Origin of the sequence: Sphingomonas sp. GV3 (genome assembly GCF_031082075.1) — a bacterium.
GTDB lineage: Bacteria > Pseudomonadota > Alphaproteobacteria > Sphingomonadales > Sphingomonadaceae > Sphingomonas > Sphingomonas beigongshangi.
In genome coordinates, this window is the sequence record NZ_JARWLE010000001.1 from 69,634 (window position 1) to 96,116 (window position 26,483).

Annotated in this window: 28 protein-coding genes; 13 read left to right on the top strand and 15 right to left on the bottom strand. The window is 68.7% G+C overall.

The window, feature by feature from the left end; all coding sequences use genetic code 11:
• The first annotated feature begins 131 nt into the window (after positions 1-131).
• The 4 genes from nadA (at position 132) to RF701_RS00410 (ending at position 3,197) form a co-directional block, all read left to right on the top strand.
• Positions 132-1,130 (top strand): quinolinate synthase NadA, encoded by a 999-nt coding sequence (nadA, locus tag RF701_RS00395; protein WP_210357767.1) that lies wholly within the window; start codon positions 132-134, stop codon positions 1,128-1,130.
• A complete protein-coding gene (gene nadC, locus RF701_RS00400) occupies positions 1,130-1,975 on the top strand; it encodes a carboxylating nicotinate-nucleotide diphosphorylase (protein ID WP_210356649.1) in 846 nt (281 codons plus the stop codon). The genes nadA and nadC overlap by 1 nt, the downstream gene beginning before the upstream one ends.
• Before the next feature lie 71 nt (positions 1,976-2,046).
• Complete coding sequence (locus RF701_RS00405; RefSeq protein ID WP_308813701.1) at positions 2,047-2,490, top strand: hypothetical protein; 444 nt, start codon at positions 2,047-2,049, stop codon at positions 2,488-2,490.
• On the top strand, positions 2,487-3,197 hold the full coding sequence (locus tag RF701_RS00410) for a ribonuclease T2 (protein WP_308813702.1): 711 nt from the start codon (positions 2,487-2,489) through the stop codon (positions 3,195-3,197). Before RF701_RS00405 ends, RF701_RS00410 begins: the two co-directional genes overlap by 4 nt.
• A 72-nt stretch (positions 3,198-3,269) precedes the next feature.
• Here the strand turns inward: RF701_RS00410 and ahpF are convergent, their stop codons facing one another.
• From ahpF to RF701_RS00425, 3 genes are all read right to left on the bottom strand, one after another.
• Positions 3,270-4,853 (bottom strand): alkyl hydroperoxide reductase subunit F, encoded by a 1,584-nt coding sequence (ahpF, locus tag RF701_RS00415; RefSeq protein WP_308813703.1) that lies wholly within the window; start codon positions 4,851-4,853, stop codon positions 3,270-3,272.
• 174 nt (positions 4,854-5,027) lie between these two features.
• Positions 5,028-5,591, bottom strand: a complete 564-nt coding sequence (gene ahpC / locus RF701_RS00420) for an alkyl hydroperoxide reductase subunit C (RefSeq protein ID WP_203310559.1) — start codon at positions 5,589-5,591, stop codon at positions 5,028-5,030.
• 164 nt (positions 5,592-5,755) lie between these two features.
• A complete protein-coding gene (locus tag RF701_RS00425) occupies positions 5,756-6,529 on the bottom strand; it encodes a sulfite exporter TauE/SafE family protein (RefSeq protein WP_308813704.1) in 774 nt (257 codons plus the stop codon).
• 171 nt (positions 6,530-6,700) lie between these two features.
• Here RF701_RS00425 and epsC point away from each other — a divergent pair, with 171 nt between their 5' ends.
• Positions 6,701-7,390, top strand: a complete 690-nt coding sequence (gene epsC, locus RF701_RS00430; RefSeq protein ID WP_308813705.1) for a serine O-acetyltransferase EpsC — start codon at positions 6,701-6,703, stop codon at positions 7,388-7,390.
• Positions 7,390-7,728, top strand: coding sequence for a DUF2794 domain-containing protein (locus RF701_RS00435; protein ID WP_203310556.1), 339 nt, complete (start codon positions 7,390-7,392; stop codon positions 7,726-7,728). Before epsC ends, RF701_RS00435 begins: the two co-directional genes overlap by 1 nt.
• A 46-nt stretch (positions 7,729-7,774) precedes the next feature.
• Here RF701_RS00435 and RF701_RS00440 read toward each other — a convergent pair whose 3' ends face one another.
• The 10 genes from RF701_RS00440 to RF701_RS00485 all read right to left on the bottom strand — a co-directional run bounded on the left by RF701_RS00440 (position 7,775) and on the right by RF701_RS00485 (position 17,692).
• Positions 7,775-8,815, bottom strand: coding sequence for a hypothetical protein (locus RF701_RS00440; RefSeq protein ID WP_308813706.1), 1,041 nt, complete (start codon positions 8,813-8,815; stop codon positions 7,775-7,777).
• Positions 8,816-8,926: 111 nt separating this feature from the next.
• Positions 8,927-9,832: an SDR family NAD(P)-dependent oxidoreductase gene (locus tag RF701_RS00445; protein WP_308813707.1), complete on the bottom strand. Its 906-nt coding sequence runs from the start codon at positions 9,830-9,832 to the stop codon at positions 8,927-8,929.
• 92 nt (positions 9,833-9,924) lie between these two features.
• Positions 9,925-10,419 carry a hypothetical protein gene (locus RF701_RS00450; RefSeq protein ID WP_308813708.1) on the bottom strand — a complete coding sequence of 165 codons (495 nt, stop codon included), beginning with the start codon at positions 10,417-10,419 and terminating at the stop codon, positions 9,925-9,927.
• A gap of 106 nt (positions 10,420-10,525) precedes the next feature.
• Positions 10,526-11,218, bottom strand: a complete 693-nt coding sequence (phoB, locus tag RF701_RS00455) for a phosphate regulon transcriptional regulator PhoB (RefSeq protein WP_308813709.1) — start codon at positions 11,216-11,218, stop codon at positions 10,526-10,528.
• Positions 11,218-11,934 carry a phosphate signaling complex protein PhoU gene (phoU, locus tag RF701_RS00460; protein WP_203310551.1) on the bottom strand — a complete coding sequence of 239 codons (717 nt, stop codon included), beginning with the start codon at positions 11,932-11,934 and terminating at the stop codon, positions 11,218-11,220. Before phoU ends, phoB begins: the two co-directional genes overlap by 1 nt.
• A complete protein-coding gene (pstB, locus tag RF701_RS00465; protein ID WP_287980228.1) occupies positions 11,927-12,691 on the bottom strand; it encodes a phosphate ABC transporter ATP-binding protein PstB in 765 nt (254 codons plus the stop codon). Before pstB ends, phoU begins: the two co-directional genes overlap by 8 nt.
• A complete protein-coding gene (gene pstA / locus RF701_RS00470; RefSeq protein ID WP_210356638.1) occupies positions 12,688-13,980 on the bottom strand; it encodes a phosphate ABC transporter permease PstA in 1,293 nt (430 codons plus the stop codon). Before pstA ends, pstB begins: the two co-directional genes overlap by 4 nt.
• Positions 13,973-15,349: a phosphate ABC transporter permease subunit PstC gene (gene pstC, locus RF701_RS00475; protein WP_308813710.1), complete on the bottom strand. Its 1,377-nt coding sequence runs from the start codon at positions 15,347-15,349 to the stop codon at positions 13,973-13,975. Before pstC ends, pstA begins: the two co-directional genes overlap by 8 nt.
• Positions 15,346-16,389 (bottom strand): substrate-binding domain-containing protein, encoded by a 1,044-nt coding sequence (locus RF701_RS00480; protein WP_210356636.1) that lies wholly within the window; start codon positions 16,387-16,389, stop codon positions 15,346-15,348. Before RF701_RS00480 ends, pstC begins: the two co-directional genes overlap by 4 nt.
• 61 nt (positions 16,390-16,450) lie before the next feature.
• A complete protein-coding gene (locus RF701_RS00485) occupies positions 16,451-17,692 on the bottom strand; it encodes an ATP-binding protein (protein ID WP_308813711.1) in 1,242 nt (413 codons plus the stop codon).
• Positions 17,693-17,840: 148 nt separating this feature from the next.
• On the opposite strand from RF701_RS00485, the gene RF701_RS00490 reads away from it, so the two are divergent.
• The 5 genes from RF701_RS00490 to RF701_RS00510 are packed head-to-tail and all read left to right on the top strand — an operon-like array spanning position 17,841 to position 20,878.
• Entirely contained in the window at positions 17,841-18,260 is a 420-nt protein-coding gene (locus tag RF701_RS00490; RefSeq protein ID WP_308813712.1) for a hypothetical protein, read from the top strand.
• Between the two features lie 38 nt (positions 18,261-18,298).
• Positions 18,299-18,529 carry an HPr-rel-A system PqqD family peptide chaperone gene (locus tag RF701_RS00495; protein WP_308813713.1) on the top strand — a complete coding sequence of 77 codons (231 nt, stop codon included), beginning with the start codon at positions 18,299-18,301 and terminating at the stop codon, positions 18,527-18,529.
• A complete protein-coding gene (locus RF701_RS00500; protein ID WP_210356632.1) occupies positions 18,526-19,380 on the top strand; it encodes an HprK-related kinase A in 855 nt (284 codons plus the stop codon). Before RF701_RS00495 ends, RF701_RS00500 begins: the two co-directional genes overlap by 4 nt.
• Positions 19,365-20,366 carry a nucleotidyltransferase family protein gene (locus RF701_RS00505; RefSeq protein ID WP_210356631.1) on the top strand — a complete coding sequence of 334 codons (1,002 nt, stop codon included), beginning with the start codon at positions 19,365-19,367 and terminating at the stop codon, positions 20,364-20,366. Before RF701_RS00500 ends, RF701_RS00505 begins: the two co-directional genes overlap by 16 nt.
• Positions 20,367-20,380: 14 nt before the next feature.
• Entirely contained in the window at positions 20,381-20,878 is a 498-nt protein-coding gene (locus RF701_RS00510; protein WP_210356630.1) for a hypothetical protein, read from the top strand.
• Positions 20,879-20,954: 76 nt separating this feature from the next.
• On the opposite strand, the gene RF701_RS00515 is transcribed toward RF701_RS00510, so the two are convergent.
• Positions 20,955-21,644, bottom strand: coding sequence for an HAD-IA family hydrolase (locus RF701_RS00515; RefSeq protein ID WP_308813714.1), 690 nt, complete (start codon positions 21,642-21,644; stop codon positions 20,955-20,957).
• A gap of 62 nt (positions 21,645-21,706) precedes the next feature.
• Between RF701_RS00515 and glmU the strand changes: the two genes are divergently transcribed.
• Both glmU and glmS read left to right on the top strand, forming a co-directional pair.
• Positions 21,707-23,059: a bifunctional UDP-N-acetylglucosamine diphosphorylase/glucosamine-1-phosphate N-acetyltransferase GlmU gene (gene glmU, locus RF701_RS00520; protein ID WP_246847945.1), complete on the top strand. Its 1,353-nt coding sequence runs from the start codon at positions 21,707-21,709 to the stop codon at positions 23,057-23,059.
• A 212-nt stretch (positions 23,060-23,271) separates the two neighbouring features.
• Positions 23,272-25,095, top strand: a complete 1,824-nt coding sequence (glmS, locus tag RF701_RS00525; RefSeq protein WP_210356627.1) for a glutamine--fructose-6-phosphate transaminase (isomerizing) — start codon at positions 23,272-23,274, stop codon at positions 25,093-25,095.
• Between the two features lie 405 nt (positions 25,096-25,500).
• On the opposite strand, the gene RF701_RS00530 is transcribed toward glmS, so the two are convergent.
• Positions 25,501-26,463 (bottom strand): SMP-30/gluconolactonase/LRE family protein, encoded by a 963-nt coding sequence (locus RF701_RS00530; protein WP_308813715.1) that lies wholly within the window; start codon positions 26,461-26,463, stop codon positions 25,501-25,503.
• Positions 26,464-26,483: the final 20 nt, after the last annotated feature.

Consider the following 26,483-nt stretch of genomic DNA (forward strand, 5'->3'; position numbering starts at 1 on the left):
CGCCGAGGACAGGGATCGGCCGTCATCGTTTCCGTGGTCGGGGTAGGGCGGGAATGCTCCCGCCCCGTCGCGTCTATGCCCGTCGCACCAGCCTTGATTCCGATCCCGCCGCGGGCCATGGCGCGGATACGATGGACCAGTCCAAGCCCCTCTCCGGCGTCGACCTGCGCGCCGAGATCGAACGCCTGCGCCGCGAGCGCAATGCCGTCATTCTGGCGCATTATTACCAGAAGCCGGAGCTCCAGGATCTCGCCGATTTCGTCGGCGACAGCCTCGACCTCAGCCGCAAGGCGCAGGCGACGGACGCGGAGGTGATCGCCTTCTGCGGCGTTCGCTTCATGGCGGAGACGGCGAAGATCCTGTCGCCGGACAAGGTCGTGGTGCTGCCCGACATGGACGCCGGATGCAGCCTGGAGGACAGCTGCCCGCCCGAACAATTCGCCGCGTTCCGCGCCGCGCATCCCGATCACATCGCGCTCACCTACATCAACTGCTCGACCGAGGTGAAGGCGCTCAGCGACATCATCGTCACCTCGTCGTCGGCCGAAACCATCCTCGCGCAGCTGCCGCGCGACCAGAAGATCATCTTCGGGCCCGACCGCAACCTGGGCGGCTATCTCGCCCGCAAGACGGGGCGCGACCTGCTGCTGTGGCCGGGCGTGTGCATCGTGCACGAGGCGTTCAGCGAGACCGAACTGCTGAAGCTCCGCGCCCAGCATCCGTCGGCGCCGATCGCGGCGCATCCGGAGTGCCCCGCGGTGATCCTCGATCATGCCGATTATGTCGGCTCGACGCGGGGCATCCTCGAATTCGCGATGGCGATGCCTGGCGACACGCTGATCGTGGCGACCGAGCCGCACATCATCCACCAGATGGAAAAGGCGCTGCCCGGCAAGCGTTTCATCGGTGCGCCCGGTGCGGATGGTAACTGCAATTGCAACATCTGCCCGTATATGGCGCTCAACACGATGGAAAAGCTCTACGTCGCGCTGCGCGACCTAGAGCCGCGGATCGAGATCGCCGACGACCTTCGCCTCAAGGCGAAAAAGAGCCTCGACGCGATGCTTGCCATGGCATCCGGCACGGTGGGGCAGGGCGACCTCGGCCCCGCCAAGGTGACCGGCGACTGATGGCCTTCGCGATCGACGGGTTCGACCTCGCCGCCTTCGTCGCGGCGACGCTGGCGGAGGATCTGGGCGAAGGCGGCGATGTCACCGCCGAAGCCGTGATCCCGGCGGATGCCCGTTTCGCCGGTGCGATGGCGACGCGCGAGGACATCGTCGTCGCGGGTCTGCCGATCGCGCAGGCCTTCTTCCGCGCGCTCGATCCTGCCGTCTCCGTCGAGATCCTGGCGGAAGAGGGTGCGCGGGCCGCGGCGGGCGCCATGCTGATGCGTGTCGAGGGGCAGGCGCGCGCCCTGCTCACGGCCGAACGATCCGCGCTGAATACGGTCCAGCACCTGTCGGGCATCGCCACGCTGACCGCGCGTTATGTCGACGCGATGGCCGGGACGGGCGCGACGCTGCTCGACACGCGCAAGACGATCCCCGGGCTGCGCCGGCTGGAGAAATATGCGACCCGCACCGGCGGCGCGCGCAACCATCGCATGGGCCTGTGGGATGCGGCGATGATCAAGGACAACCACGTGGCGGTGGCGGGCGACATCGGCACCGCCGTGAGGCGCGCGGTCGCGGCGGGCATCGAGCAGGTGATCGTCGAGGTCGATCGCATCGACCAGATCGCGCCGGCGCTGGAGGCGGGGGCGACGCATCTGCTGCTCGACAACATGGTGCCCGCGGTGCTGCGCGAGGCCGTGGCGCTGGTGGCGGGGCGCGTGCCGACGGAGGCTTCCGGCGGCGTCCGCCTCGACACGATCCGCGCCATCGCCGAGACCGGGGTCACCTATGTCTCGGTCGGGCGCCTGACCCAGTCTGCGCCGGCGGCGGACATCGGGCTGGATTTCGCGTTGCTCTGAAGCGCGATCCGGCTTGCGCGCGGCGCCGGGAAAGCTAGGCTCCGCGAACCATCTCTGAGGGGGGAGCTAACATGATCAAGCCGCCGTCGATCGCCCGTTTCGAGCAATTCTATTGGGGCAGCCTGGTGATCGGATGGATTAACAGCGCGCTCAACTGGAAGACGTCGCAGGCGGCGCTGGACGCCAATCCGCTCCTGGCGAACGCACGCTGGTTCCTCCCCGCCATGACGCTGGTCGGCGTTCTGATCGCGGTCGCGCTCTGGTTTTTCATCGCGCGCAAAGCCAGCGTGGTCGCCAAGTGGATACAGGTCGTCTTCGCTGCCTTCGGCGCGTTCGGTATCCTTTCCGCCGTCTATCTGATCGCAACGGGCAAGGCGCCCTCGGTGCTCGCAGTCGTGATCGGCGTGGCTGCCAACATTCTGTACATTGCCGCCGCCACCATGCTGTTCCGCCCCGAAGCGAAGGAATGGTTCGGCGAGGGGCGCGATATCGATGAGGATGCGCCGCTCGTATGATCCTGCGCCTGCTCGCCGCCGCCGCAGCCCTCGTCGCGCCTACCGTCGCGGGGGCACAGGCCTATCAATGTACCGTGCCTGCGAAGGTGCAGCGGCCGCATCCCGACGTGGCGAATGCGGAGCAGCCGCAGCGGTTGCTGCCGATCGGCGGTTACACGCTCGCGATCACATGGGCACCCGGCTATTGCCGCGCCCACGATCGTGACGCGAGCGCGGCGTTCCAGTGCGGTCGCCAGAATCGCTTCGGCTTCACGCTGCATGGCCTGTGGCCGGACGGGATCGGCAAGGATTGGCCGCAATATTGCAAGGCGACGGCGCTGCTGCCCCCCGCCGTGATCCGGCGCAACATCTGTTCGACGCCGTCGGCGCAACTGCTGCAGCACGAATGGTCGAAGCACGGCACCTGCATGGCCGGCTACACGCCTGCGACCTATTTTGCGAAGTCGACCGGGCTATACGGCATGCTGCGATATCCCGACATGGATGCGCTCTCGCGGCAGACGCTGACGGCGGGCGCCTTTGCGGAGGCGATGGCAAAGGCCAATCCGGGCATGACGGCTGACATGATGCGCGTCACCGCCAGCCGCCAGGGTTGGCTGGACGAGGTGTGGATCTGCCTCGACAAGGCCTTCAACTACCAGCGTTGCCCCGCGCATCAGGGCGGGCTGTCGCCCGACGCCGCGTTGAAGATCTGGCGGGGGCGGTGATCGGGCCGCACCGTCACGCCGCCGGATCGGCCGGGGTGACGGTGCGGTGGCACGCTTAGGGCGCCAGTTCGACTAGGCCGCTTCCAGCACGCCGGCGTCCACTGGCGCGAGCCTGATCAGATAGTCGAACGCCGCGAGGGCGGCGCGGGAGCCTTCGCCGCTCGCCACCACGATCTGCTTGAACGGCGTTGTCGTGGCGTCGCCCGCCGCGAAGATGCCGGCGCGCGACGTCGCGCCGCGATGATCGACCTCGATTTCGCCCCGGGCGGACAAGGTCACCGCGTCGCTCAGCCACTCGGTATTGGGTACCAGCCCGATCTGGACGAAGACGCCCTCCAGATCGATCCGATGCAGCGACCCTTCGGCGCGATCCTCATAGGTCAGGCCGTTCACCCGCTCGCCGTCGCCATGGACTTCGGTGGTCAGCGCGTTGGTGACCACGCGGACGTTGGCGAGGCTGGCGAGCTTGCGCTGCAGCACCGCATCGGCCCTGAGCGCGCCGTCATATTCGATCAGCGTCACATGGGCGACGATGCCGGCCAGATCGATCGCCGCCTCGACGCCGGAATTGCCGCCGCCGATCACCGCGACGCGCTTTCCCTTGAACAAGGGGCCATCGCAGTGCGGGCAATAGGCCACGCCCTTGTTGCGATATTCCGCCTCGCCCGGCACGTTCATCGTGCGCCAGCGCGCGCCGGTCGAGAGGATCACCGCGCGGGCGCGCAGCGACGACCCGTTCTCCAGCACCAGCTCGTGCAGGCCGCCGGCATCGGCCGCCGGGACCAGTTTCGCCGCACGCTGCAGCGTCATCAGGTCGACGTCATAGTCGCGCACGTGGCTTTCCATCTGCGCGACGAGCTTCGGACCTTCAGTATAGAGGACCGACGGGAAATTCTCGATCCCCATCGTGTCGAGCACCTGTCCGCCGAAGCGCTCGGCAAGCAGGCCGGTACGGATGCCCTTGCGCGCCGCATAGATCGCCGCGGCCGCGCCGGCGGGGCCGCCGCCGACGACCAGAACGTCGAACGCCTCCTTGCCGGCGAGCTTCTCCGCGGCGCGCGCGCTGCTGCCGGTGTCGAGCCGGGCGACGATCTGCTCCAGCTCCATGCGACCCTGGCCGAAGGGTTCGCCGTTGAGGAAGACGGTGGGCACCGCCATCACCTTGCGCGCGGTCACCTCGTCCTGGAACAGGCCGCCGTCGATCGCGACGTGGCTGATCCGCGGATTGAGCACCGCCATCAGGTTGAGCGCCTGCACGACGTCAGGGCAATTTTGGCAGGAGAGGGAGAAGTAGGTCTCGAAGGCATAGTCTCCGTCGAGCGCCTGCACCTGTGCGATCAGGTCTCGCGCGGCCTTGGACGGATGGCCGCCGACCTGCAGCAGCGCGAGCACCAGGCTCGTGAACTCGTGCCCCATCGGCAGGCCGGCGAAGCGCACGCCGATGTCGGTGCCGGCTTGGCGGATGAGGAAGCTGGGCCGCCGCGCGTCGGCGCCGTCGGCCCGCGTGATCATGTCGGACAGCGCCGCGATCTCATCGAGCAGCGTATCCATCTGGCGCGACTTGGCATCGTCGCCCAGGCTCGCGACCAGCTCGATCGGCTGGCGGATGTTGACCAGATAGCCCTTGAGCTGCTGCGTCAGATTGGCGTCGAGCATGGGAAATCCCCATCATGGTAATGGAAGAAAAGGCCCGGATCGCGCCGCGACCCGGGCCTTGACGGGCCCCCTCACGCGAGGGCCCGCGGTCGCACTCTCCGGCGCCGGGACGCGGCGCCGCGTCCCGGCGCCGCGTCATCGTGTCCCCGCCCAGGCGGCGACACGCGCGTCGCGTCAGATCTTGCCGACGAGGTCGAGGCTGGGCGCGAGCGTCTCCTCGCCCTCTTCCCACTTGGCCGGGCAGACTTCACCCGGATGCGCCGCGATATATTGCGCCGCCTTGATCTTGCGCAGCAGCTCGGCGGCATTGCGGCCGACGCCTTCCGACGTGATTTCGACCAGCTGGATCACGCCCTGCGGATCGACGACGAAGGTGCCGCGATCGGCCAGGCCCTGGCCGGCGCGCAGGATCTCGAAGTTGTTCGAGATCGTGTGATTCTGGTCGCCGAGCATGAAATAGTCGATCTTGCCGATCGCCGGCGAGGTGTCGTGCCACGCCTTGTGGCTGAAGTGCGTGTCGGTCGACACGCTGTACACCTCGACGCCCATCTTGCGCAGCGTCGGGTAGATGTCGGCGAGGTCCTCGAGCTCCGTCGGGCAGACGAAGGTGAAATCGGCCGGATAGAAGAAGAACACCGCCCACTGGCCCAGCACGTCGCTGTCGGAGACGGTGACGAACTTGCCCTGCTTGTAGGCCTGGGTGGTGAACGGCTTAAGCTGGCTGCCGATGAGCGACATGAATGGTCTCCGCGTTGGAATGGATGCGACGGATGTAGTCATTCCATGCCGCAGTGCAAAATGGAGAGGAATTCGATACGCGATCGAACCAATCGATCAATCACGCCGTTCTATGGTCGCCCGCGCACGATCCCGAAGTCGGCCGTACCGCAAGAGCGAACGGATCACTTCGCGAGCGCGGTATAGATTGACCAGAGGCTGGTGGCCGCCAGCAGGACCCCGACAAAGGCCATGAGACGGCGCGGGGCAACCCGCTTTGCGAGGATGCCGCCGAGCGGTGCGGCGACCAATCCGCCGATCAGCAGGCCGACGGTCTGCAGCGTGAAGGCTGCCCAGCCCAGCGACACGAAGAAGGCCACCGAGGCGGTCAGCGTCAGGAAGAATTCGGCGGTATTGACCGTGCCGATCGTGTGGCGCGGCGTCGTCCCTTGCACGAGGAGATTGGAGGTGACCACCGGCCCCCAGCCGCCGCCGCCCGCGGCATCGAGAAACCCGCCGACGAGGCCGAGCGGTGCGACGACCCGGGCCTTTCGCGGCTCCACGTCGCCGCGAATGGCGCGGAAGATGAGGTATCCGCCGATAAGCGCCAGATAGGCCATGACGAACGGCCGCGCGACGGATCCGTCGATCGAACTCAACACCGTTGCGCCGAGCACGGCACCGATCATACCGGGAATGACAAGCCGTCTGAACAGGCGCCAGTCGACGTTGCGATTAACGACGTGGCTGACGCCGGAGGCGGCGGTCGTGAACGTCTCGACCGCATGCACGCTCGCGGACGCGAGGGCGGGCGGCGTACCCATCACCGTCACCATCAGCGTCGAGGTGATCAGACCGAACGCCATGCCCAGCGCGCCGTCGACGATCTGCGCCGCGAAGCCGATCGCGACGAACGGCAGGATCGTCGACCAGTCGAGGGCGGCGAGAAAATCGGGCATCTGGGGTTCTCCGGCAGCCTATCGGCTGAGGGGGGGGAAACGCACCGTGGCCGCGAACGGCCCTGGCGACAACAAAGCTCCGGTTTCGCCCGGCAAAGCGGCCCCGACTGGCTGTGGAAATCCTCGGCGCGCGTGCCTAGATGATGGGCAACGGTGATAAAGGGGACGCGGATGTTCGGGCGCTTGGCGGCCTATCTCGATTCGATCAGGGCACGCGATCCCGCGCCGCACTCGCGCCTCGAGATCCTGACCTATCCCGGCGTCTGGGCGCTGGGCTGGCATCGCATCGCACATGCGCTCTATCGCCGCCGGCTGTTCCTGCTGGCACGGCTGGTCAACCATTTCTCCCGCGCCTGGACCGCGATCGACATCCATCCCGGCGCGACGATCGGGCGTAATTTCTTCATCGACCACGGATTCGTCGTGATCGGCGAGACCGCGGAGATCGGGGACGACGTGACCATCTACCAATGCGTGACGCTTGGTGGGACCAGCCCGGACAATGGCGTCGCGGGCAAGCGGCATCCGACGCTGGCCGATGGCGTGATCATCGGGTCGGGCGCGCAGGTGCTCGGTCCGATCCTCGTCGGACCGCGGGCGCGCGTCGGCGCCAATGCCGTGGTGACGCGCGACGTTCCCGCGGGGGCGGTGATGGTCGGTATCCCGGCGCGTCCGACCATGGTCGAGGGCGGTGTCGCGGAGGCGCCCTCGCGGTTCGTTCCTTATGGGACGCCGTGCAGCGACATGTTCGATCCCGCCACCCAGCGATTGGAGATCATGCGCTGCGAGCTTGAATCGATGCGCAAGCGGCTCGATGCGCTGCTCGAGGAGCATCCGGCGGCGGAACGCGACCGCGCCTGATGGGCATCGTCACGCCATTCCCCAATGCGCAAAAGCCGAACCAGATCGGCTTCGAGCGGCTTGAACTGACGCGCATCCTCGACCTGTACGGTCGCATGGTCGCGGCCGGCCACTGGCGCGATTATGCGATCGAGCTGGGGCAGGATGCGGCGGTCTTCGCGGCCTTTCGCCGGACGGCGGAGCGGCCCGAGTTCCGCATCGAAAAGCGTCCGGCGCTGCGGCACCGCCAGGGGATGTGGGCGCTGATCGGCGAACATGGCACCGTCCTGAAGCGCGGCCAGGAGCTGGGACCGGTGCTGGCCCCCGTCGAACGGCGGCTGATGAAGCTGGTCGATTGAACGCCCCCTCCCGTGCGGGGGAGGGGGGAGGTGATGGCGATCCGCGTCAGGCCGGCTGGTGGACCGGCGGCAGCTTGAGGCGAAGCGGCTGCGACAGCCATCCGACGATCATCGATCGCATCGGCTGCCAGAAGGCGGACAGCGTCAGCAGTGCCGAGCCGATCACGAAGGCGGTGAACGCGGCCCCCAGCTCGACCGCGCCGGCACTGCGGAACAGCGCATACAGCGCGTACAGCACGTAGACGAGGCTCGAAACGAGCAGCGCGCGCCGGTCGATCGCCAGCGCGATGCCCGCGAACAGCAGATAGAGCACGAGCACGATCGCCGCGACGCCGGCGCCGATCTCTCCGTTGGCCTGGCCGTTGAACACGCCCAGCATGTGGAAGACCGGATGCGCGATCATCGGGGCGGCGGCGAGGTGCAGCCAGAAGGCGACGTCCGCGCGCCGCGTCTCGCGTCGCGTATCCGACATGTCCCAGCGCATCGCGAGGGCGAAGACGGCGATGCCGCAGAGCAGCACCAACGGCCAGATGCCCTGCTTGATGTCGGGAACGGCAGCCATCAACAGACCCGCCGCGACGGCGACCAGTGCCGCCGCGCCCGCCGCCACGGTGATCGGCACCATGAAGCGGCGCCAGTGAAGATAGGCCGCGGCGGCGCTGATCAGGCCGACGCCGGCGGCCGCGAATCCGCCCGCGCGCCCGTCGATATGGGGGAAGATCGTCTCGATCCCCCCGATCAGCGCCCCGGCGACGCCGCCGACGAAGGCGAGCAGCAGCAGGATGCTCGGGAGCGCCATCCGCCGCCGTGCCGTGAAATACAGCGCTAGCATCCACGCCGCCGCAGCGACCAGCCCGCCACCGAGCGCGTGGGTGACCCGGAAGCCGATCTGGCCGAGCGCGGCGAGCAGCAGCGCGATCGCGATCGAGACGAAGATGTCGTTGAAACCGGTGAGCAGTCGGAAATGCTCTTCGTCGACCGCCGGCGCGGCATGCGCCGAGGCGACGTGGCGCCGCAGCGCCGCGGCGGCATCGGGCGAGATCGCCCCCGCCGCCACCGCGCCGTCGATGTCGCTTTCGCTGTACATGGGCGTTCTCCTTCGTTGAGGAACGCGGAAGGGTCACCCATGTGTATTACATTGTCAATACACGTCGTGCGGGCTCGCGACGCGAGCGGCGCGGCCCTCGGACGCCCTGCGTCACGGTTGCTGCAGCAACCGGCCGATCGTCATCGCCTGTTCCGCGCCGGTCTTCGGCACGATCTCGCCCGCCCGGTCGGTGATCCGATCCCAGTGCGCGGCGACGCCCTCCGGCGACAGATCGTCGCCGGTCAGCAGCGCGCCTGGCGTCAGCGTGACGTAGCTCGCCTGGAACGCCCCGGCACCGGCGCCCAGGATGACGTTGGTCGGTGCGTCCTCGCTGACCAGGAACAATGCGCCCGGCGCGACCTTTTCGGGCGCGAAGGCATCGAAGGCCTCTTTCGGGAACAGGTCTTCTGTCATCCGGGTCCCCGCGGTCGGCGCGATCGTATTGACGCGAATGTCGTTCTTGGCGCCTTCGAGGCTGAGCGTCTTGGTCAGGCCGGCCAGCCCCAGTTTGGCGGCGCCGTAATTGGCCTGGCCGAAATTGCCGAACAGGCCGGTCGACGACGACGTCATCAGCACGCGGCCGTAATTCTGTTCCCGGAACGTCTCCCAGCATGCCTTGGTCGCGAAGGCCGAGCCGATCAGGTGGACGCGGACCACGAATTCGAAATCGGCGGGATCCATCTTCGCGAAGGTCTTGTCGCGCAACACGCCCGCGTTGTTGATCAGGATGTGCACGCCGCCCCAGGCGTCCTTCGCGCGGGCGACCATGTCGACCATCTGGTCATAGTCCGCGACGTTGCCGCCATTGGCCATGGCTTCGCCGCCGGCCGACCGGATCTCGTCGACCACCGCAAGCGCCGCGTCGGAATGGCCGGTGCCGTCGCGCGTCCCGCCGAGGTCGTTGACGACGACCCTGGCGCCACGACGCGCCAGCTCGAGCGCATAGCCGCGGCCCAGGCCGCCCCCGGCTCCGGTGACGATGGCGACGCGGCCGTCGAAGCGGATCGGACTGGGCATGAAAAAGGCGCTCCTTCCAGACTGGATGAAGCGCCTTTTCATACCGAAGGTTCGAACGGGCGCAATGCCCGTTCGACCGGCGTCAGCCTCGCTTAGCGGCGGGCGTGACGCTTGGCCTTGTGCATCGTCTTGTGGCCACCCTCGACCTGGCGGCAGCTGTCATACTGCCCCTTCTTGCAGATCGGATACTCGGCCTGCGGCGCCGGGGCCGGATAGGCCTGGTCCGGGGTCGGTGCCGGGCGGAACACGGGGGGGACGTTCGATCCGGGCGTGCCGCCGCTCAGCGCGGGGCCGGTCGGCTGATAGCCGCCCGCCGGGGTCGGGGTCGAACCGGTCGTCATCGGCGCCTGGGCGTCCGTCTGGCCGGCGGGAGCCGACATGTCGCTGGCGGGAGCCGGCGCCGTCTGGCCCGCGGGCATAGCCGACTGATCGGCCGCCGGCGGGGTCATCGTCTGGTCGGGGGTTCCGGCCGGAGCGGTCTGCGTCCCGGTGGTCGTCATCGGCGAATTGGTGCCCATCGAGCCCGAGGTCTGGGCCATGACGGGGGCGGCAACGAGGGCCGTTGCGGCCAGCAGAATGAGCTTCATTGCGAATCTCCCTAATCTGTTGCGCAAGATTGCGTAAGCGCCCCCGCCCAACGCCCGATGTGCCACTTGGGTCCTTTGTTTCGCTTCCGGTTCTACCGATGCGGTCTCATACGCCAGAGTCGAGCGAATAGCCCGCCGAGCGGACGGTGCGGATCAGGTCGGGGCGATTGCCGATGTTGATCGCCTTGCGCAGCCGGCGGATATGCACGTCGACGGTCCGGCTTTCGATGTCGCTGTCATGGCCCCAGACGGCGTCGAGCAGCCGCTCGCGACTGAACACCCAGCCAGGATGTTCGAGGAAGTGCTTGAGCAGGCGGAATTCGGTTGGGCCGAGCGGGACGACCTCTCCGCCGCGGCGTACCTTGTGGCCGACCGTGTCCATCTCGATGTCGTCATAGGTCAGCTGCTCGCCCGCCAGCGCGGGTCGGACGCGGCGCAGCACCGCGCTGACGCGCGCGACGAGCTCGCGGGGCGAAAAGGGCTTGGTCACGTAATCGTCGGCGCCGGTTTCCAGGCCGCGGATGCGATCCTCCTCCTCGCCGCGCGCGGTGAGCATGATGATTGGCACGTTCGCCGTATCCGGCATGCGGCGCAGACGACGGCACACCTCGATTCCCGACAGCCCTTCGACCATCCAGTCGAGCAGCACGATGTCGGGTGCCTTTTCCTTGGCGAGCAGCAGCGCCTCCTCGCCGTCGGGTGTGTGCGCGACGTCGAAATCCTCGCGCCGGAAATGAAACACCAACAGTTCGGCGAGGGCGGCGTCGTCCTCCACCAGCAGCATGCGTGCGCGGGCCATCAGCGTTGCTCCTCTGCGGATTGGGAAAGGGTGCCGCCCCGGTGATGGTCGGCCATCTGCGAGCCGGAAGCGGCGAAATAGACCATCTCGGCGACGTTGGTCGCATGGTCGCCGATCCGTTCCAGGTTCTTGGCGACGAACAGCAGGTGCGCGACCTGGCTGATCGTGCGCGGATTCTCGACCATGTAGGTGACGAGCGTGCGGAAGATGCTGTCGTAGAAATCGTCGAGCGCCTTGTCGCTTTCGACGACGCGCACCGCCGCATCGGGGTCGCGCGCCGCGAAGGCGTCGAGCGCCTGCCGGACCATGCCGCTCGCCATCGCCGCCATCGATGGCAGGATCGAGATCGGCTCGATACGATGGCCGCCACCTTCTGCGCCCTCGATCATCGGGACGCGACGCGCGATATTCTTCGCATAGTCGCCGATCCGCTCGACGACGGACGCGATCTTCATCGCCGCGACCACCTCGCGCAGGTCCACCGCCATGGGCGCGCGCAGCGCGATGATCCGCACCGCCAGCCGCTCCACCTCGCGCTCGATCGCGTCGATCGCCTTGTCGTCGGCGTCGACCTTCCGCGCCAGGACGGGATCCGGGCGCTGCAGGGCGAGGATCGCCTGCGCGATCGCGTCCTCGGCCAGTCCGCCCATCTGCGAGATCAGGCCGCGCAGCTGCCCGATGTCGGCGTCGAACGCCTTGACGGTGTGATCAACCATAACGCCCCGTGATATAGTCGCGGGTGCGTTCCTCCCGCGGGTTGGTGAAGATGTCGCTGGTCGGCGCGAACTCGACGAGCTGGCCCAGGTGGAAGAAGGCGGTCTGTTGCGAGACGCGTGCCGCCTGCTGCATGTTGTGCGTGACGATGACGATCGCGTAGCGGCCCTTGAGCTCGTGGATCAGCTCCTCGATTTTCGCGGTCGCGATGGGATCGAGCGCGCTGCACGGCTCGTCCATCAGGATCACTTCCGGATCGACCGCGATCGCGCGGGCGATGCACAGGCGCTGCTGCTGGCCGCCCGACAGCGCGGTGCCGCTGTCGTCCAGCCGGTCCTTGACTTCGTCCCACAGGCCGGCGCGTCGCAGCGAGCGTTCGACCATCTCGTCAAGATCGGCGCGTGCCGCGGCTAGGCCGTGGATACGCGGCCCGTAGGCGACATTCTCGTAGATCGACTTGGGAAAGGGATTGGGCTTCTGGAACACCATGCCGACGCGGGCGCGCAGCTGCACCACGTCCATGTCCGGCGCGTAGATATCCTCGCCGTCGAGCAGGATCTGCCCGTCGACCCGGGCGCTGGCGACCGTATCGTTCATCCGGTTGAGCGTGCGCAGGAACGTCGACTTGCCGCAGCCCGACGGGCCGATGAAGGCAACCACATTGTCCTGCGCGACGTCGATCGAGACATGGTCGATCGCGCGCGTGTCGCCGTAGAAGACGCTGACGTCGCGCGCCTGAATCTTGGGGGGAAAGGTCACCAGCGTGTCTCGAAGCGGTTGCGGAGGTAGATGGCGAGGCCGTTCATCGCGAGCAGGAAGACGAGCAGGACGATGATCGCCGCGCTGGTCTTTTCGACGAAGCCGCGGTCGACCTGATCGGACCATAGGAAGATCTGGACCGGGAGCACGGTGGCGGGGTCCGCGAGCCGGGATGGGGGCGCCGCGATGAAGGCGCGCATGCCGATCATGAGCAGCGGCGCGGTCTCACCCAGCGCGCGCGCCATGCCGATGATCGTGCCGGTGAGGATGCCGGGCAGCGCGAGCGGCAGGACATGGTCGAACACCACCTGGACCGGCGAGGCGCCGACCGCGAGCGCCGCATCCCGGATCGATGGCGGCACGGCCTTGATCGCATTGCGCCCCGCGATGACGATCACGGGCATGGTCATCAGCGCCAGCGTCAGTCCGCCGACGATCGGCGCGGACCGGGGCAGGTGCATCGTGTTGAGGAACACGGCGAGACCAAGCAGGCCGAAGATGATCGAGGGCACCGCCGCCAGGTTGTTGATCGATACCTCGATGATGTCGGTCCAGCGGTTTCGCGGCGCATATTCCTCGAGGTAGAGCGCGGCGAAGACCCCTACCGGGAAGGCGAGCAGCAGCGTCACCATCATCGTCAGCAGCGATCCCTTGAGCGCTCCCCAGATGCCGACGCGGGTCGGATCGGTGGAATCGGAAGAGGTCAGGAAGCCGAGGTTCCAGCCGACGGACAATACGCCCCGCGCCTGCAGCCGTGCGACGACCGCCTCCGCGGCGGCCGGTCCGTCGCGACGCGCCGCGATATCGATCGCGCTGGTGACCGGGACGTCGATCGTCGCGGGCCGGCGCAGCAGGCTTGGATCGCGTTTCACCGCGTCGCGCACCACCAGCCAGGCGCCATCGGAAAGCCAGTCCGGCGCATCCGCGCCGTAGGCGGCGGTGGCCGCGTGATCGACCGCAGTCTCGAGCCCCGCGCCCGCCAGGGCGAGATCGGCGCCGCGGCCGCGTACCTGGTCGCCCGTCACGGGCAGGTGCTCGCGCGCCAGATCGATCGGCAAGGCGATGCGCGTCTGTCGGAAGCCCCCGATCCCCTGCGTCAGCATCGACGCCAGGAGCAGCGCGAGGAAGCCCGCCGACAGCCAGACCGCGGCGAGCCCGATGAGGCGGAAACGGCGTTCCGCCGCGTAGCGGCGCCGGGTGCGGCGCTGGACCGCCGCCGCCTTCCAGTCCGTCGGTCGCCGGTCGGACGGCGGGCGCCCGACGGTCTCGGTGTCGGGCCCGTTATTCATAGGATTCCCGGTATCGCTTGACGACGACGAGCGCGACCACGTTGAGCGCCAGCGTCACCGCGAACAGGGTGAGGCCGAGGGCGAAGGCGGCCAGCGTCTTGGCGCTGGTGAATTCCGCTTCGCCGGTCAGCAGGTCGACGATCTGCTTGGTGACCGTCGTCGTGCTCGCGAAGGGATTGAGGGTCAGCGTCGCCACGCCGCTTGCGGCCATGACGACGATCATCGTCTCGCCGATCGCGCGGCTGACGGCGAGCAGGATACCGCCGACGACGCCGGGCAGGGCGGCCGGCAGTATGACCTTGCGGATCGTTTCGGACGTTGTCGCGCCCATCGCCAGGCTGCCGTCGCGCATCGCGGCGGGGACGGCGGCGATCGAATCGTCGGCCATCGACGAGACGAACGGGATGATCATGATGCCCATCACCAGTCCGGCGGCCAGCGCGCTTTCGGACGACGCCCAGCGGATGCCGATCGCGACGCCCAGCTCGCGTACGGCAGGGGCGACGGTGAGGGCGGCGAAATAGCCGTAGACGACGGTCGGAACGCCCGCGAGCATCTCCAGCGTCGGCTTCATCCAGCGGCGGGTCACCGGGCGCGCATATTGGGTCAGATAGATGGCGCTCATCAGCCCGAGCGGGACCGCCACTGCCATCGCGATGACCGCGCCGATGAAGAACGTGCCCCAGAACAGCGGCAAGGCGCCGAGGCTGGCGCCCGGGTCCCGGGAGTCGACGACCTGCGGGCTCCAGTGCGTGCCGAACAGGAACTCGCCCGCCGGCACCAGGCGGAAGAAACGCACCGACTCGTAGATCAGCGACGCGACGATCCCCACCGTCGTCAGGATCGCGATCAGCGACGCGACGAGCAGCATCAGCATCACGCCGCGTTCGACCTGCGTCCGCGCGGCGAAATCGGGTCGGACGCGGGTGAAGGCCAGCGCGCCGCCCGCGAAGGCGAGCAACAGCGCGGCCGCCGTCGCGATCGTGTCGTACCGATGCTGGGCGCGGGCATAGGCGGGGGCCAGTTTCTCCGCCAGGTCGTGGAACGCGCCCTGGCTGCGCCCGGCGCCGAGCTCGCGGGCTTCGGACAGGATCGACGCGCGTTCGAACCCCGGTGGCGGCAGCATCGCCGCGGCGGGCGTCGCGAGTACGGCATCCGTGACGAGCGCCGGCGCGGTCGCGGACCAGACGGCAAGCAAGATCAGCGGCGGCGCCAGCGTGCAGATGCCGACGAACCAGCCGTGATGCGCGGGGAGTGCGCTGAAGCGGGCGACGCGCGGCCGTCGGAACGTCGCCGCCCGCATCCGCGCGACGAGCCAGCCGATCAGCGCAAGGCCGGCGACGGTGAACAGGAGGCCCAGCGCGCTCAATGCGCGAGCTCCGCCGGGTCGAGCGGCGTTTCGTGCGCGACGATGGCGGCGGCGCGCGCGCGCACCGCCGGGGACGCGGCGATCAGACCACGCCGCACCAGCGGCCCGTCCGGGCCCCAAGCGCGGGCGTAGAGGCCCAGGAATGTCCGGAGCCCGGGCACCGCGCGCAGATGCGCTTTCTTGACGTAAAGGAAAAGCGGGCGCGATCCGGGATAGCGGCCGTCGGCGATCGTCGCATAGGTCGGCGCCACGCCGTTGATCGCGACGCCGCGGACCGTCGCGGCGTTCTCGTCGAGATAGCTATACCCGAACACGCCGATCGAGCCGGGATTGGCGGCGAGCTTCTGGACGATCAGATTGTCGTTCTCGCCCGCATCGATGTAGGCGCCGTCTTCCCGGATGCGCGTGCACACGGCCTTGTGGGTGTCGGGCGCAGCTACGGCCAGCGAGCGCGCGGACGGATCGACCGCCTCGCAGCCGCGCGTCAGGATCAGTTCCGCCAGCGCGTCGCGCGTCCCGCTCGTCGCCGGGGGTCCATAGACCTGGATGGGGATCGCGGGCAGCGCGGGGTTCACGTCACGCCAGGTCCGCGCGGTGTTGCTCCTGCCCTCCGGCGACGCGGCGAGCGCACGGTACAGGTCCGCCTCGGTCAGGGCCATGCCCGGTCCGCTCAGCGCCTCGGCGAAGGCGACGCCGTCGATACCGATCGGCACCTCGACGATATCGGCGACGCCGTTGCGCCGGCATTCGGCATATTCGCTCCGCTTCATGCGGCGGGACGCATCGGCGATATCGGGATGCGCGGCGCCCAGCCCCGCGCAGAAGAGCTTGAGCCCGGCGCCGGTGCCGGTCGATTCGATGACCGGCGCGCGGGCGTCGGGATCGTTGGCGACGAACTGTTCGGCGACGATGGTCGTGAAGGGATAGACGGTGGACGAGCCGACGACGCGGATCTGGTCGCGCGAGCCGCCGCCGCCGCCCTTCGCCTGGTCCTGACAGCCCGCGAGGCAAAGCCCGAGAGCGAGTATCGCGATACGCATGATTCCCCCGCCCCGCGAGGCGACTCGGTGCCGTCCTCGGCAGCCCTGTGTGACGGTTGCGTTACCCTTTGATGACAGTGGCTTCGGCAGTTACCGTCGGCCGGTCCGGTTCCGCCGGGGGAAGGGCGACGGAGACGGTCGTGCCGACGCCGACCTTGCTGGCGATGTCGAGCCGGCCGCGATGCCGCTCGACGATATGCTTGACGATCGCAAGGCCCAGGCCCGTCCCGCCGATGCTGCGGCTGCGTCCGGCGTCGACGCGGTAGAAGCGCTCCGTCAGACGGGGAATATGCTGGGCCGGAATGCCCTCGCCCTCGTCGGTGACGGTGAAGCGGATCATGCCCGACCCGTCGCGGCCGACCGTCGCGGTCACCGGCGAACCGGGCCGGCCGTATTTCATCGCGTTGCCGACGAGATTGTGGATCAGCTGCGACAGCTGCACCTCGTCGCCGACGACGGCGGGGAGGTCGTCCTCGAACCCGATGGTCACGTCCACGACGCGATCGCCGCCGCCGGCAGCGAGTTCGGCATAGACGTCCTCCAGCAGTTCGCCGATGTCGACGCGTTCTGCGGGCAGGCGGTATTTCTCGCCCTCGATCCGCGACAGCGAGATCAGATCCTCGATCAGCCGCTGCATCCGCTGCGCCTCGTCAAACATCACCTTCAGGAACCGTGCGCGCAGGGCGGGGTCGTCGCCCGCGCCGTCGGTCAGCGTCTCGACGAAGCCCAGGATCGACGCGAGCGGCGTGCGCAGCTCGTGGCTGGCGTTGGCGACGAAGTCGACCCGCATCTTCTCGGCCGCGTGCCGCCCGCTCTGATCGACGAGATGGACGATGCGCGCGCCGTCACTGGTTTCCCCGATCCGCATCTCCCAGCGTTGATCGGGTGCCCCGAGCCCGACCAGCTCGACGGGACGCCCGGGAAGCGGCGCCTCGCCCGCAAGACGGTCGGCCGCGGCGGGATGGCGGATCGCCACGCGCACGTCTTCGCCGACGATATGCCTGCCGAGCAGCGCGCGCGCCGCCGCATTCGCGCAGGTGACCCGTTTCCCGCGCACGAGCAGGACGGGTTCGGCGATACCGTCCAGCACCTCGTCGAGGATCTGGCCCACGTCCGGACCGGCAGGTCCGCTGGCGGCGGGCGCGGGGCCGCGAATCCCCATGGCCGCCAGTCCTGCGGCCACCGCACCGACGAGAGTCACCACGACCGCATCCGGCGTACCGCCAAGCGCGCGCACGGCAGCGGCGGCGAGGAGGGCGATCACGAGCGCGCCGCTGAGGCGCCGGGCGAATCTGGGCGGCATGACGCATCGCTAGCCCATTTCACGGCGAATCGCATCGTCGCGCGTCCCGGAACGATACGGCGGCTGGCGGTGGCGGCGACGCCGACCGCAGGGGGCAGCTTGCCAGTGATCGGCGAATGTGAAAGGCACGGCGGACAGGACGAGCATGATGAGCGATGAGACGCCCCCTCAAGACGGAACGCCGTCATCGCCCGATACGGGCGCAGCGACCCGAAGGCGCGTGTTGGCGCTGGGCGCGGTGTCCGCCGGCGCCGTCGTGTCGATCCGCCCCGCGCTGGCGCAGACGGCGGGGTCCGTCCTGAACTGCGAGATACCCGTCCCCGACATCACCCGATCGGGACAATATATCGATGCGAGCGGCAACGTCGTCGCGCCGGGGTCGAAGGGGGCCTTCCCCCCGCCGGGCCGGCCATTCAAGGGAGAAGACGTCAAGCGCGCGCTCGCCGGCGCCCAGCTTCCCGGCACGACGCCTGACAGCAATCGTGCCTATGTCGCCTATATCCGCCGGCTGCAGCGCGGGCAGGGGGGCTTCACCTGCTTCGCCTCGCTGCAGATGCCGCGCGGCTGACGCGCTTGCGCTTTCGCGCGGCGTCACCGGCGGCGCTGGTGTCCGAGCCGCTCGACGCGTTCACCGCCGTCTTCCATCGGCCGTCCGGCATCACCCACCTGCTCGTCAGCCCAGCCCATGAAATCCTGGCGGCCATGGGCGAGGACGCGCTGACCGTCGGCGCCTTGCACGCCCGGCTGGCCGCAAGCTTCGATCTCGACGCGGAACCCGGCGCGCTGGCGGCGCGGCTCGACGAACTTGTCGCGGCCGGATTGGTCGAAATGCTGTGAGGCACGCCCTGTCGCTGCGTATCGGCCCGTTCGGCTTTCGGATCGGGTCCGACTGGCGCGCGCCCATCGAGACCCTGGCGGACCTGTACGCCGATTATCCGCGGCCCGAGCTTCCGGACTATACCGTGCGGCTCGAAGCCTTGCGTCCCTGGCGTCGGTGGATCCGTCCGGCGATCGCGATTTCCGGCGACTATATGCTGCCGGATGCCGCGCCGCTGCCGCTGGCGCAGGCGCTGCTAGCGGCCGAAATGGGGATGAACCTGCAACTGGCGCTCGGTGCCCGTCGCTTTCTGCTGCTGCACGCCAGCGCGGTCGAGCGCGATGGCCGGGCGCTGCTGATGAGCGGCGAGTCCGGCGCCGGCAAGTCGACGCTGGCGACGCTTCTGGCGGCACACGGCTGGCGGTTCATGGGGGACGAATTCGCGCTGATAGAGCCCGAGACGGGTCTGGCCTGGCCGCTGCCGCGTCTCATCAGCCTCAAGAACGACGGCGTCTCGGCGGCGGCGCGGGTCTGGCCGAAGGCGCGCTTCGGGCCGCTGCTCCACGACACGCCGAAAGGCACGATCCGCCATCTCGTCCCGGACGCGGGCGCAATCGCCACGATGGATGAGCCCGCGCAGCCCGCGGTGCTGCTGTTTCCGCGGTTCGGTGCCGCGGCGGCCGTGCGCGCCGTGCCCCCTGGCGAGGCGTTCGTCCGGTTGACGCAGGCCTCGACGAATTACGTCGCTTTGGGTGAGGCAGGATTCGCCGCGCTGACCGCGCTGATCCGCGGCGTTCCCGCCTACGCGGTCGACTATCCCGACGGCGAGACCGCGATCGCGCAGGTGGAGGCGTTGTGGCCGGAGCCGTGACGCTGGCCCGCGCGCTCCGCGATCCGACCGCATTGCGGCTGGATACCGACTGGACGGGGCTGATCACGGCGGCGCGTGCCGAGCAGCTCGTCGGATCGCTCGCGTGGCGACTGCACGGCCTGCCGATGCCCGAGCCCGTCGCAATCCTGCTCGCCGAAGCGCGCGACGGCGCCGAGGCGGCGCGGCGAACCGCGCTGTGGGAGGCGGAGATGGCGCGCCGCGCGCTGGCGCCGCTCGGACTGCCGGTCGTGTTGCTGAAGGGGACGGCCTATGTCGCGGCGGGTCTCGCCGCGGGGCAAGGGCGCCATATCGGTGACCTTGACGTGCTCGTGCCGCGCGACGGACTCGATGCCGTCGAGCAGGCGCTGATCGCCGCCGGATGGGAATGGGTGAAGCCGGACCCGTATGACGACGCCTATTATCGGCGCTGGATGCACGAGCTGCCGCCGCTGATCCACCGCGAGCGCGACCGGATGATCGACGTGCATCACACCATCCTGCCGCTGACGGCGCGCCGCAGGCCCGATCCGGACGCGCTGATCGCGGCGGCGCGCCCACTGGGCAACGGTCTTGCCGTGCTGTCGCCGTCCGACATGATCTGCCATGCCGCCGCGCATCTGTTCGCCGATGGCGATCTGGCCGGCGGCTTGCGCAATCTGTGGGACATCCATTGCCTCGTCGAGGAATTCGGCGTCGACGGCCTGGAGGCGCGGGCGCGGCATCATGGCCTCGGCGACCCGGTGCGGCGCGCCTGCCGCCACGTGCGGACGCTCTTCGGCACGGCGATGCCGCAAGGCTGGGGAAAGGACGATGCGCTCGATCGTCTGATCCGGCGGCGCCTGCTGGCACGCGACGGCTGGGGACGGCCGACCCGCCCGGTCACGCGGTTCGCGTTCTACGTCCGCTCGCACGCGCTGCGCATGCCGCCCGCGATGCTGGTGCGGCATCTCTGGATCAAGGCGCGCCGGCGGCCCGCATCTTTCTGATGGATGTGCCGGCGATGCACGCCCTGGCGCGCGATCCAGCAAAGTCGGATCGGCGCGGTACCGGCCCCGCTTCCACGCACCTGCATCGGACTCTAGGATGCGGCATGCCGACTCGTTTTTCCGCCGCCATGGGGCTCGCGCCGTTGATGCTCGCCGGCTGTTCCCCGCCGGATACGAAGCAGGCGACCGCCGAGGTCGCGCGGTTCCATGCCGCTTATAACGCGGGGCGGTTCGACATGCTCGTCGGCATGACCACACCCATGTTTCGCGCCGTGAGCGGGCCGGAGAAATTCGCCGCGATGATGGGTAAGGTGCGTCGCAAGCTGGGGCGGGAAGTCGGCACGGAGACGGTGAACTGGTCGGTCAATGTCGGCACCGGCGGCGCCACGACCGTGCTGCAGGAGATGACAACGTACGAACACGGCAGAGCCCGGGAAACCTTCACCTTCGGCGAGCTGGGCGGCCGGCCCGCGTTGAACGGTTACAACATCAATTCGCCCGATCTGCTGTAGGTCTGCCGGCTTTCAGCATGCGGACCGGCGCAGCTGGATACGGGCCGGCACCGCTGCCAAGGACGTGGATCGGACCCTAGCCGCGCTCCGATGCCAGGCGCTCCAGCGTCGGAACCAGCGCGTCATAGCCGTCGATCACCGCGTCCGCGCCGAGCTCCTCGACCGGCTGCATCAGGAACCCGAACGAACAGGCGATCGCCGGCAGCCCCGCCGCATGCGCGGCCTGGACGTCGAAGATCGAATCGCCGACGAACGCCGCGCGACCGCCGCCGCAGCGGCGCATCATCTCGTCGATCGGCGCGGGCGAGGGCTTGGCGTTGCCCGGCCCCATCGTGTCGCCGCCGATGAGCGTCGCGAATCGGTCGATCAGGTCGAGCTCGGTCAGCACGGTGCGCGCCAGTCCTTCGAGCTTGTTGGTCACCACCGCGAGCCGCACGCCCCTGGCCGCCAGCGCATCCAGCGCGTCCAGGCAACCGGGATAGGGGCGCGTGTGGACCGCGATATGGGCGGCGTAATAGTCGAGCAGGCGCCGATGCAGCACGTCCAGCGTCGCATCGTCGCATCCACCCGTCGCGGCCAAGCCCTGCGCGAGCATGTGCCGCGCGCCGCCGCCGATCATCGGCTTCACCTGTTCGACCGTCAGCGGCGCCCGCCCGATGGAGCCGAGCGCATGGTTCACCGCCGCGGCGAGGTCGCCACTGGTGTCGAGCAGGGTGCCGTCGAGGTCGAAGCCGACGATGGCGAAGGGAAATCGGGTATCGGTCATGCTTAAGCCGCGTGACGCGCGCGGCTGGAAATGACAAGCCCGCCATGGCAGAGACGCGCGCCATGAGCACGCCACTAGCCGTCATCATCCTTGCCGCGGGCAAGGGAACCCGGATGAAATCCGATCTGCACAAGGTCTTGCACCCGGTCGCCGGGCGGCCGATGCTGCTGCACCTGATCGACAGTCTCAATCGGGCGGGCGCCACGCGCCGCGTGGTCGTGGTCGGCGCATCGGGTGAACAGGTCGAGGCGGCGGTCGCTGCGACCGGTGTCGAGATCGCCTGGCAGCATGAGCAGCTCGGCACCGCGCATGCCGCGCTGCAGGCAAAGCAGGCGCTGGCGGATTTCGACGGCATCGCGATCGTGTGCTTCGGCGATACGCCCCTGCTGGCGACCGAGACGGTTGCGCGCCTCGCGGCGCGACTGGAGGCGGCGGACGCGCCGACCGTGGCGGTGCTCGGTTTCCGGCCCGCGGACGCGAAGGCCTATGGACGGATCATTGCCGACGCGGACGGCACGATCGCCAAGATGGTGGAATACAAGGACGCAACCGAGGCGGAGCGTGCGGTCGACCTGTGCAATTCCGGCGTCACCGCGGTGCGCACCCGCGATCTCTGGCGCCTGCTGGAAGCGGTCGGCAACGACAATGCGGCGGGGGAATATTATCTGCCCGACATCGTCACGCTGACCATCGCCGAGGGCGGGCGGGCCGTGTGCATCGAGACAGGGGAGGACGAGGTCGCCGGGATCAACAGCCGGGCGGAACTGGCGGATGTCGAGGCCGGCTGGCAGACGCAGCGCCGCGCGCGCGCAATGGCGGAGGGCGCGACGCTGATCGCGCCGGAGACGGTGTGGTTCAGCCACGACACGGTGATCGGGCGGGACGTCGTGGTCGGGCCCAATGTCGTGTTCGCGCCCGGCGTGACGATCGCGGACGGGGCGACGATCCATGCCTTCAGCCATGTCGAGGGTGCGACCGTCGGCGAGGGGGCGGAGATCGGCCCCTATGCGCGACTGCGCCCGGGCGCGGTCGTGGGGCGCAAGGCGAAGGTCGGCAACTTCGTCGAGATCAAGAAGGCGACGCTGGGAGAAGGCGCGAAGGCCAATCACCTGAGCTATATCGGCGATGCGGAGATCGGCGCCGGTGCCAATATCGGCGCGGGCACGATCACCTGCAACTACGACGGCTTCTTCAAGTACAAGACCCAGATCGGGGCAGGCGCCTTCATCGGGTCCAACTCCGCGCTGGTCGCTCCGGTCAGCATCGGCGCGGGCGCCATCGTCGGCGCGGGCGCGGTCGTGACCCGCGACGTCGAGGCCGATGCGCTCGCGCTCGTCCGGCCCGAACAGCGCAGCAAGCCCGGCTGGGCCGCCCGTTTCCGCGCGCAAATGACGGCGCGCAAGGCCGGCAAGTGAAGCCGCGCGCGATCTCTCGCTGATATGGCGGGCGTCACTGCCGACGCATGGTCGCGTGATCCCCGTCGTTCCGACGGGGGCGCCGCCCGGCCTGGCGGGTCGCGCGGCCCCTTGCTGGCCGAATTTGCGTCCTACCTTTGCAACTTCACGGATTTCCCGGCAGGCAGGGCCGGGGCCCGTGCGTCCTACCTTATCTGAAAGCAGGTTCTTCCATGTGTGGTATCGTTGGAATCGTCGGTAACGAAGACGTCGCGGATCGCCTGCTCGATGGGCTGAAGCGGCTCGAATATCGCGGCTACGACTCGGCGGGCATCGCCACGGACGTGGATGGCGCAATCGAACGGCGGCGCGCGTCGGGCAAGCTCGTCAATCTCGCCAAGGAACTGGCCGCGCATCCGCTCGCCGGCACGACCGGCATCGCGCACACACGCTGGGCGACGCATGGCGGCCCGACCACCAACAACGCGCATCCGCATGCGACCGAGGAGGTCGCGGTCGTCCACAACGGCATCATCGAGAATTTCAAGGCGCTCCGCGACGAGCTGATCGCGCGCGGCCGCGTGTTCACCAGCGAGACGGATACCGAGGTCGTCGCGCATCTGGTCAGCGAGAAGGTCGAGTCGGGCCTCGATCCCGTCGCCGCGGTCCGCGACGTGCTGCCGCGCCTGCATGGCGCCTTCGCGCTGGCCATCCTGTTCCGCAAGCATCCCGACATGCTGATCGGCGCGCGGCTCGGCTCGCCGCTCGTCGTCGGCTATGGCGAAGGCGAGACCTATCTCGGCTCCGACGCCCTCGCCCTCGCGCCCCTGACGCAGCGGATCGCCTATCTCGACGAAGGCGACTGGGTGGTCTGCACCAACGATGGCGCACAGGTCTACGACCGCGACAACAATCCGGTCGAGCGTCCCATCACCATCTCCGGCGTGACGGGCGAGCTGATCTCCAAGGGCAACCACCGTCACTACATGCTCAAGGAGATCTACGAGCAGCCGATCGTCGTCGCGCAGACGCTGCGGTCCTACCTGCAGCGGATGGAGGAGCGGGTCACGCTGCCGATCCCGGATTTCGACCTTTCGGCGGTGAAGCGCGTCACCATCGTCGCCTGCGGCACCAGCTTCTACGCCGGCATGGTCGCGAAATACTGGTTCGAGCAGTTCGCGCGCGTGCCCGTCGACCTCGATGTCGCGTCCGAGTTCCGCTACCGCGCGCCGGTGATGGAGCAGGGAGGGCTGATGATCGTCATCAGCCAGTCGGGTGAGACCGCGGATACGCTCGCCGCGCTGCGTCACGCCAAGAGCGAGGGGCAGAAGATCGCCGCGGTCGTCAACGTGCCGACCAGCTCGATGGCGCGCGAGGCCGACCTGCTCCTCCCGACGCATGCGGGACCCGAGATCGGCGTCGCCAGCACCAAGGCGTTCACCTGCCAGCTCGCGGTACTCGCCGCGCTTGCCGCCAATCTGGCGCAGGCTAAGGGGCAGCTGAAGCCGGGCGAGGAGAAGCTGATCGTCCGCCACCTGGGAGAGGCGCCGGCCTCCCTCAACGCTGCGCTCGCCTATGACGAATCGATCCAGGAAATGGCCGGCGTCGTCGCTTCGGCGCGGGACGTCCTGTATCTCGGCCGCGGCACGGATTATCCGCTCGCCCTCGAGGGTGCGCTGAAGCTCAAGGAGATCAGCTACATCCATGCCGAAGGCTATGCGGCGGGCGAAATGAAGCACGGTCCGATCGCGCTGATCGACGAGAATGTGCCGGTGATCGTCATTGCCCCCTCCGGTCCGCTGTTCGAGAAGACCGTCAGCAACATGCAGGAGGTCCAGGCGCGCGGGGGCAAGGTCATCCTGATCAGCGATTATGACGGCATCCAGGCCGCCGGCGAAGGTTGCGTCGCGACGATCACCATGCCCAAGGTGCATCCGCTGATCGCGCCGCTGGTCTACGCGGTGCCGGTGCAGCTGCTCGCCTATCATGTCGCCGTCGCCAAGGGGACGGACGTCGACCAGCCGCGCAACCTTGCGAAGTCCGTGACGGTGGAGTGACCCTCCGTGACGTCGCACAGTTTGCCGAGTCGTCGGCGACCGCCTGACGCGGCGACGGCGGAGGGCGTTCGGCGCTTCCGGATCTGACAGCATGATCCGGCGGCGTCGGCGCCGACCATGACCGCCTTGCTTTCGGCGCCGTAATCCGCGCGCGGGAAATGCCAGAACATTTCGCACGCCTGCCGGCATCCGAAACCCTTCAGGGAATCTGCCTGTCCTCTTTCCGGTGGCGATGGCCAGGAAGCGGATGCGTGTTCAGGCGACGGGTCGGCGGAGCTGGCGTGCCCGCGCGCGGTGCGGACCATTCGTGCAGCTTTGTTCGCGCAGTCATCAGGTATCGACCCCTCGACGTCGCGCCGGTTCGACGGAAAGGCATGGGTCCGTGGGCAGTCCGCAGAAGCAGACCTAGCCCATGTGCTTGAGCGGCAACCGCAATATGCGGTCGGAAGCGGCGAGGTACAGGGCGCCACCGTGCTCGCCAAAGGCGCAATTGGCGATAGGCGCTCCGATTGAAATCAGACCGAGTGGTTCCGCGTCGGGCGATAGAAACATCATTCCGCCCGGTACGGAGCAGACCAGCGTACCGTCCCGCGCGATTTTCATGCCGTCCGGCAGGCCGGGTGCCTCCGGGCCCTGCATCGGTCTGGCATCGAGCAGCACGCGCGACCGGGACGGGCGCCCCCGTTCGTCGAGATCGTAGACGAGGATTCGCGGCGCCGTTTCGTCCGACACCGAGACGTAGAGCCGGTGTTCGTCCGGCGACAGCGCGATACCGTTGGGCCGCGTCAGGCTGTCGTCGATCAGCGTCACCGTGCCGTCGGCACCGCGCCGGTAGACGCCGTTGACCGACATCTCCCTCGCCGCCGACGTGTCAGGATCCTGCAATCCGTAAGGCGGGTCGGTGAAGTAGATCGTGCCGTCCCGGGCGACGTGGAGGTCGTTCGGGCTGTTGAAGCGCTTGCCCTCGAACCGGTCGACCAGCACTTCGCGCGTCATCGTCCCGAGATCGAGCCGGTCGATCGAGCGGCCGCCGCTGTTCGCGATCAGGAGCCTGCCGCGGCGATCGATCGCCAGGCCGTTGGCGCCGGGCTCGCGGGTGATGGTGGGGTCGGGGTTCGCGAGGCCCGACGGAGTGAGGAAGGGCGTCGCCCGACCGCCTGGCCGCCAGCGCCGCACCACATTCGCCGGTGGATCGGAGAACAGCAGGTAACCGCCGGCATCGACCCAGACGGGTCCCTCCGCCCAGCGGATTCCCGTCGCGACGACCTCGATCCTGGCGTCCGGCGACACAAAACGGTCGAAGCGTGGCGCAAGCCGGCGGATGCGCGGGGCGAAAGCCGCCGCCCTCGCACCCGGCGCCGCGGCCATGGCCAGTGCTGCCCCCACTA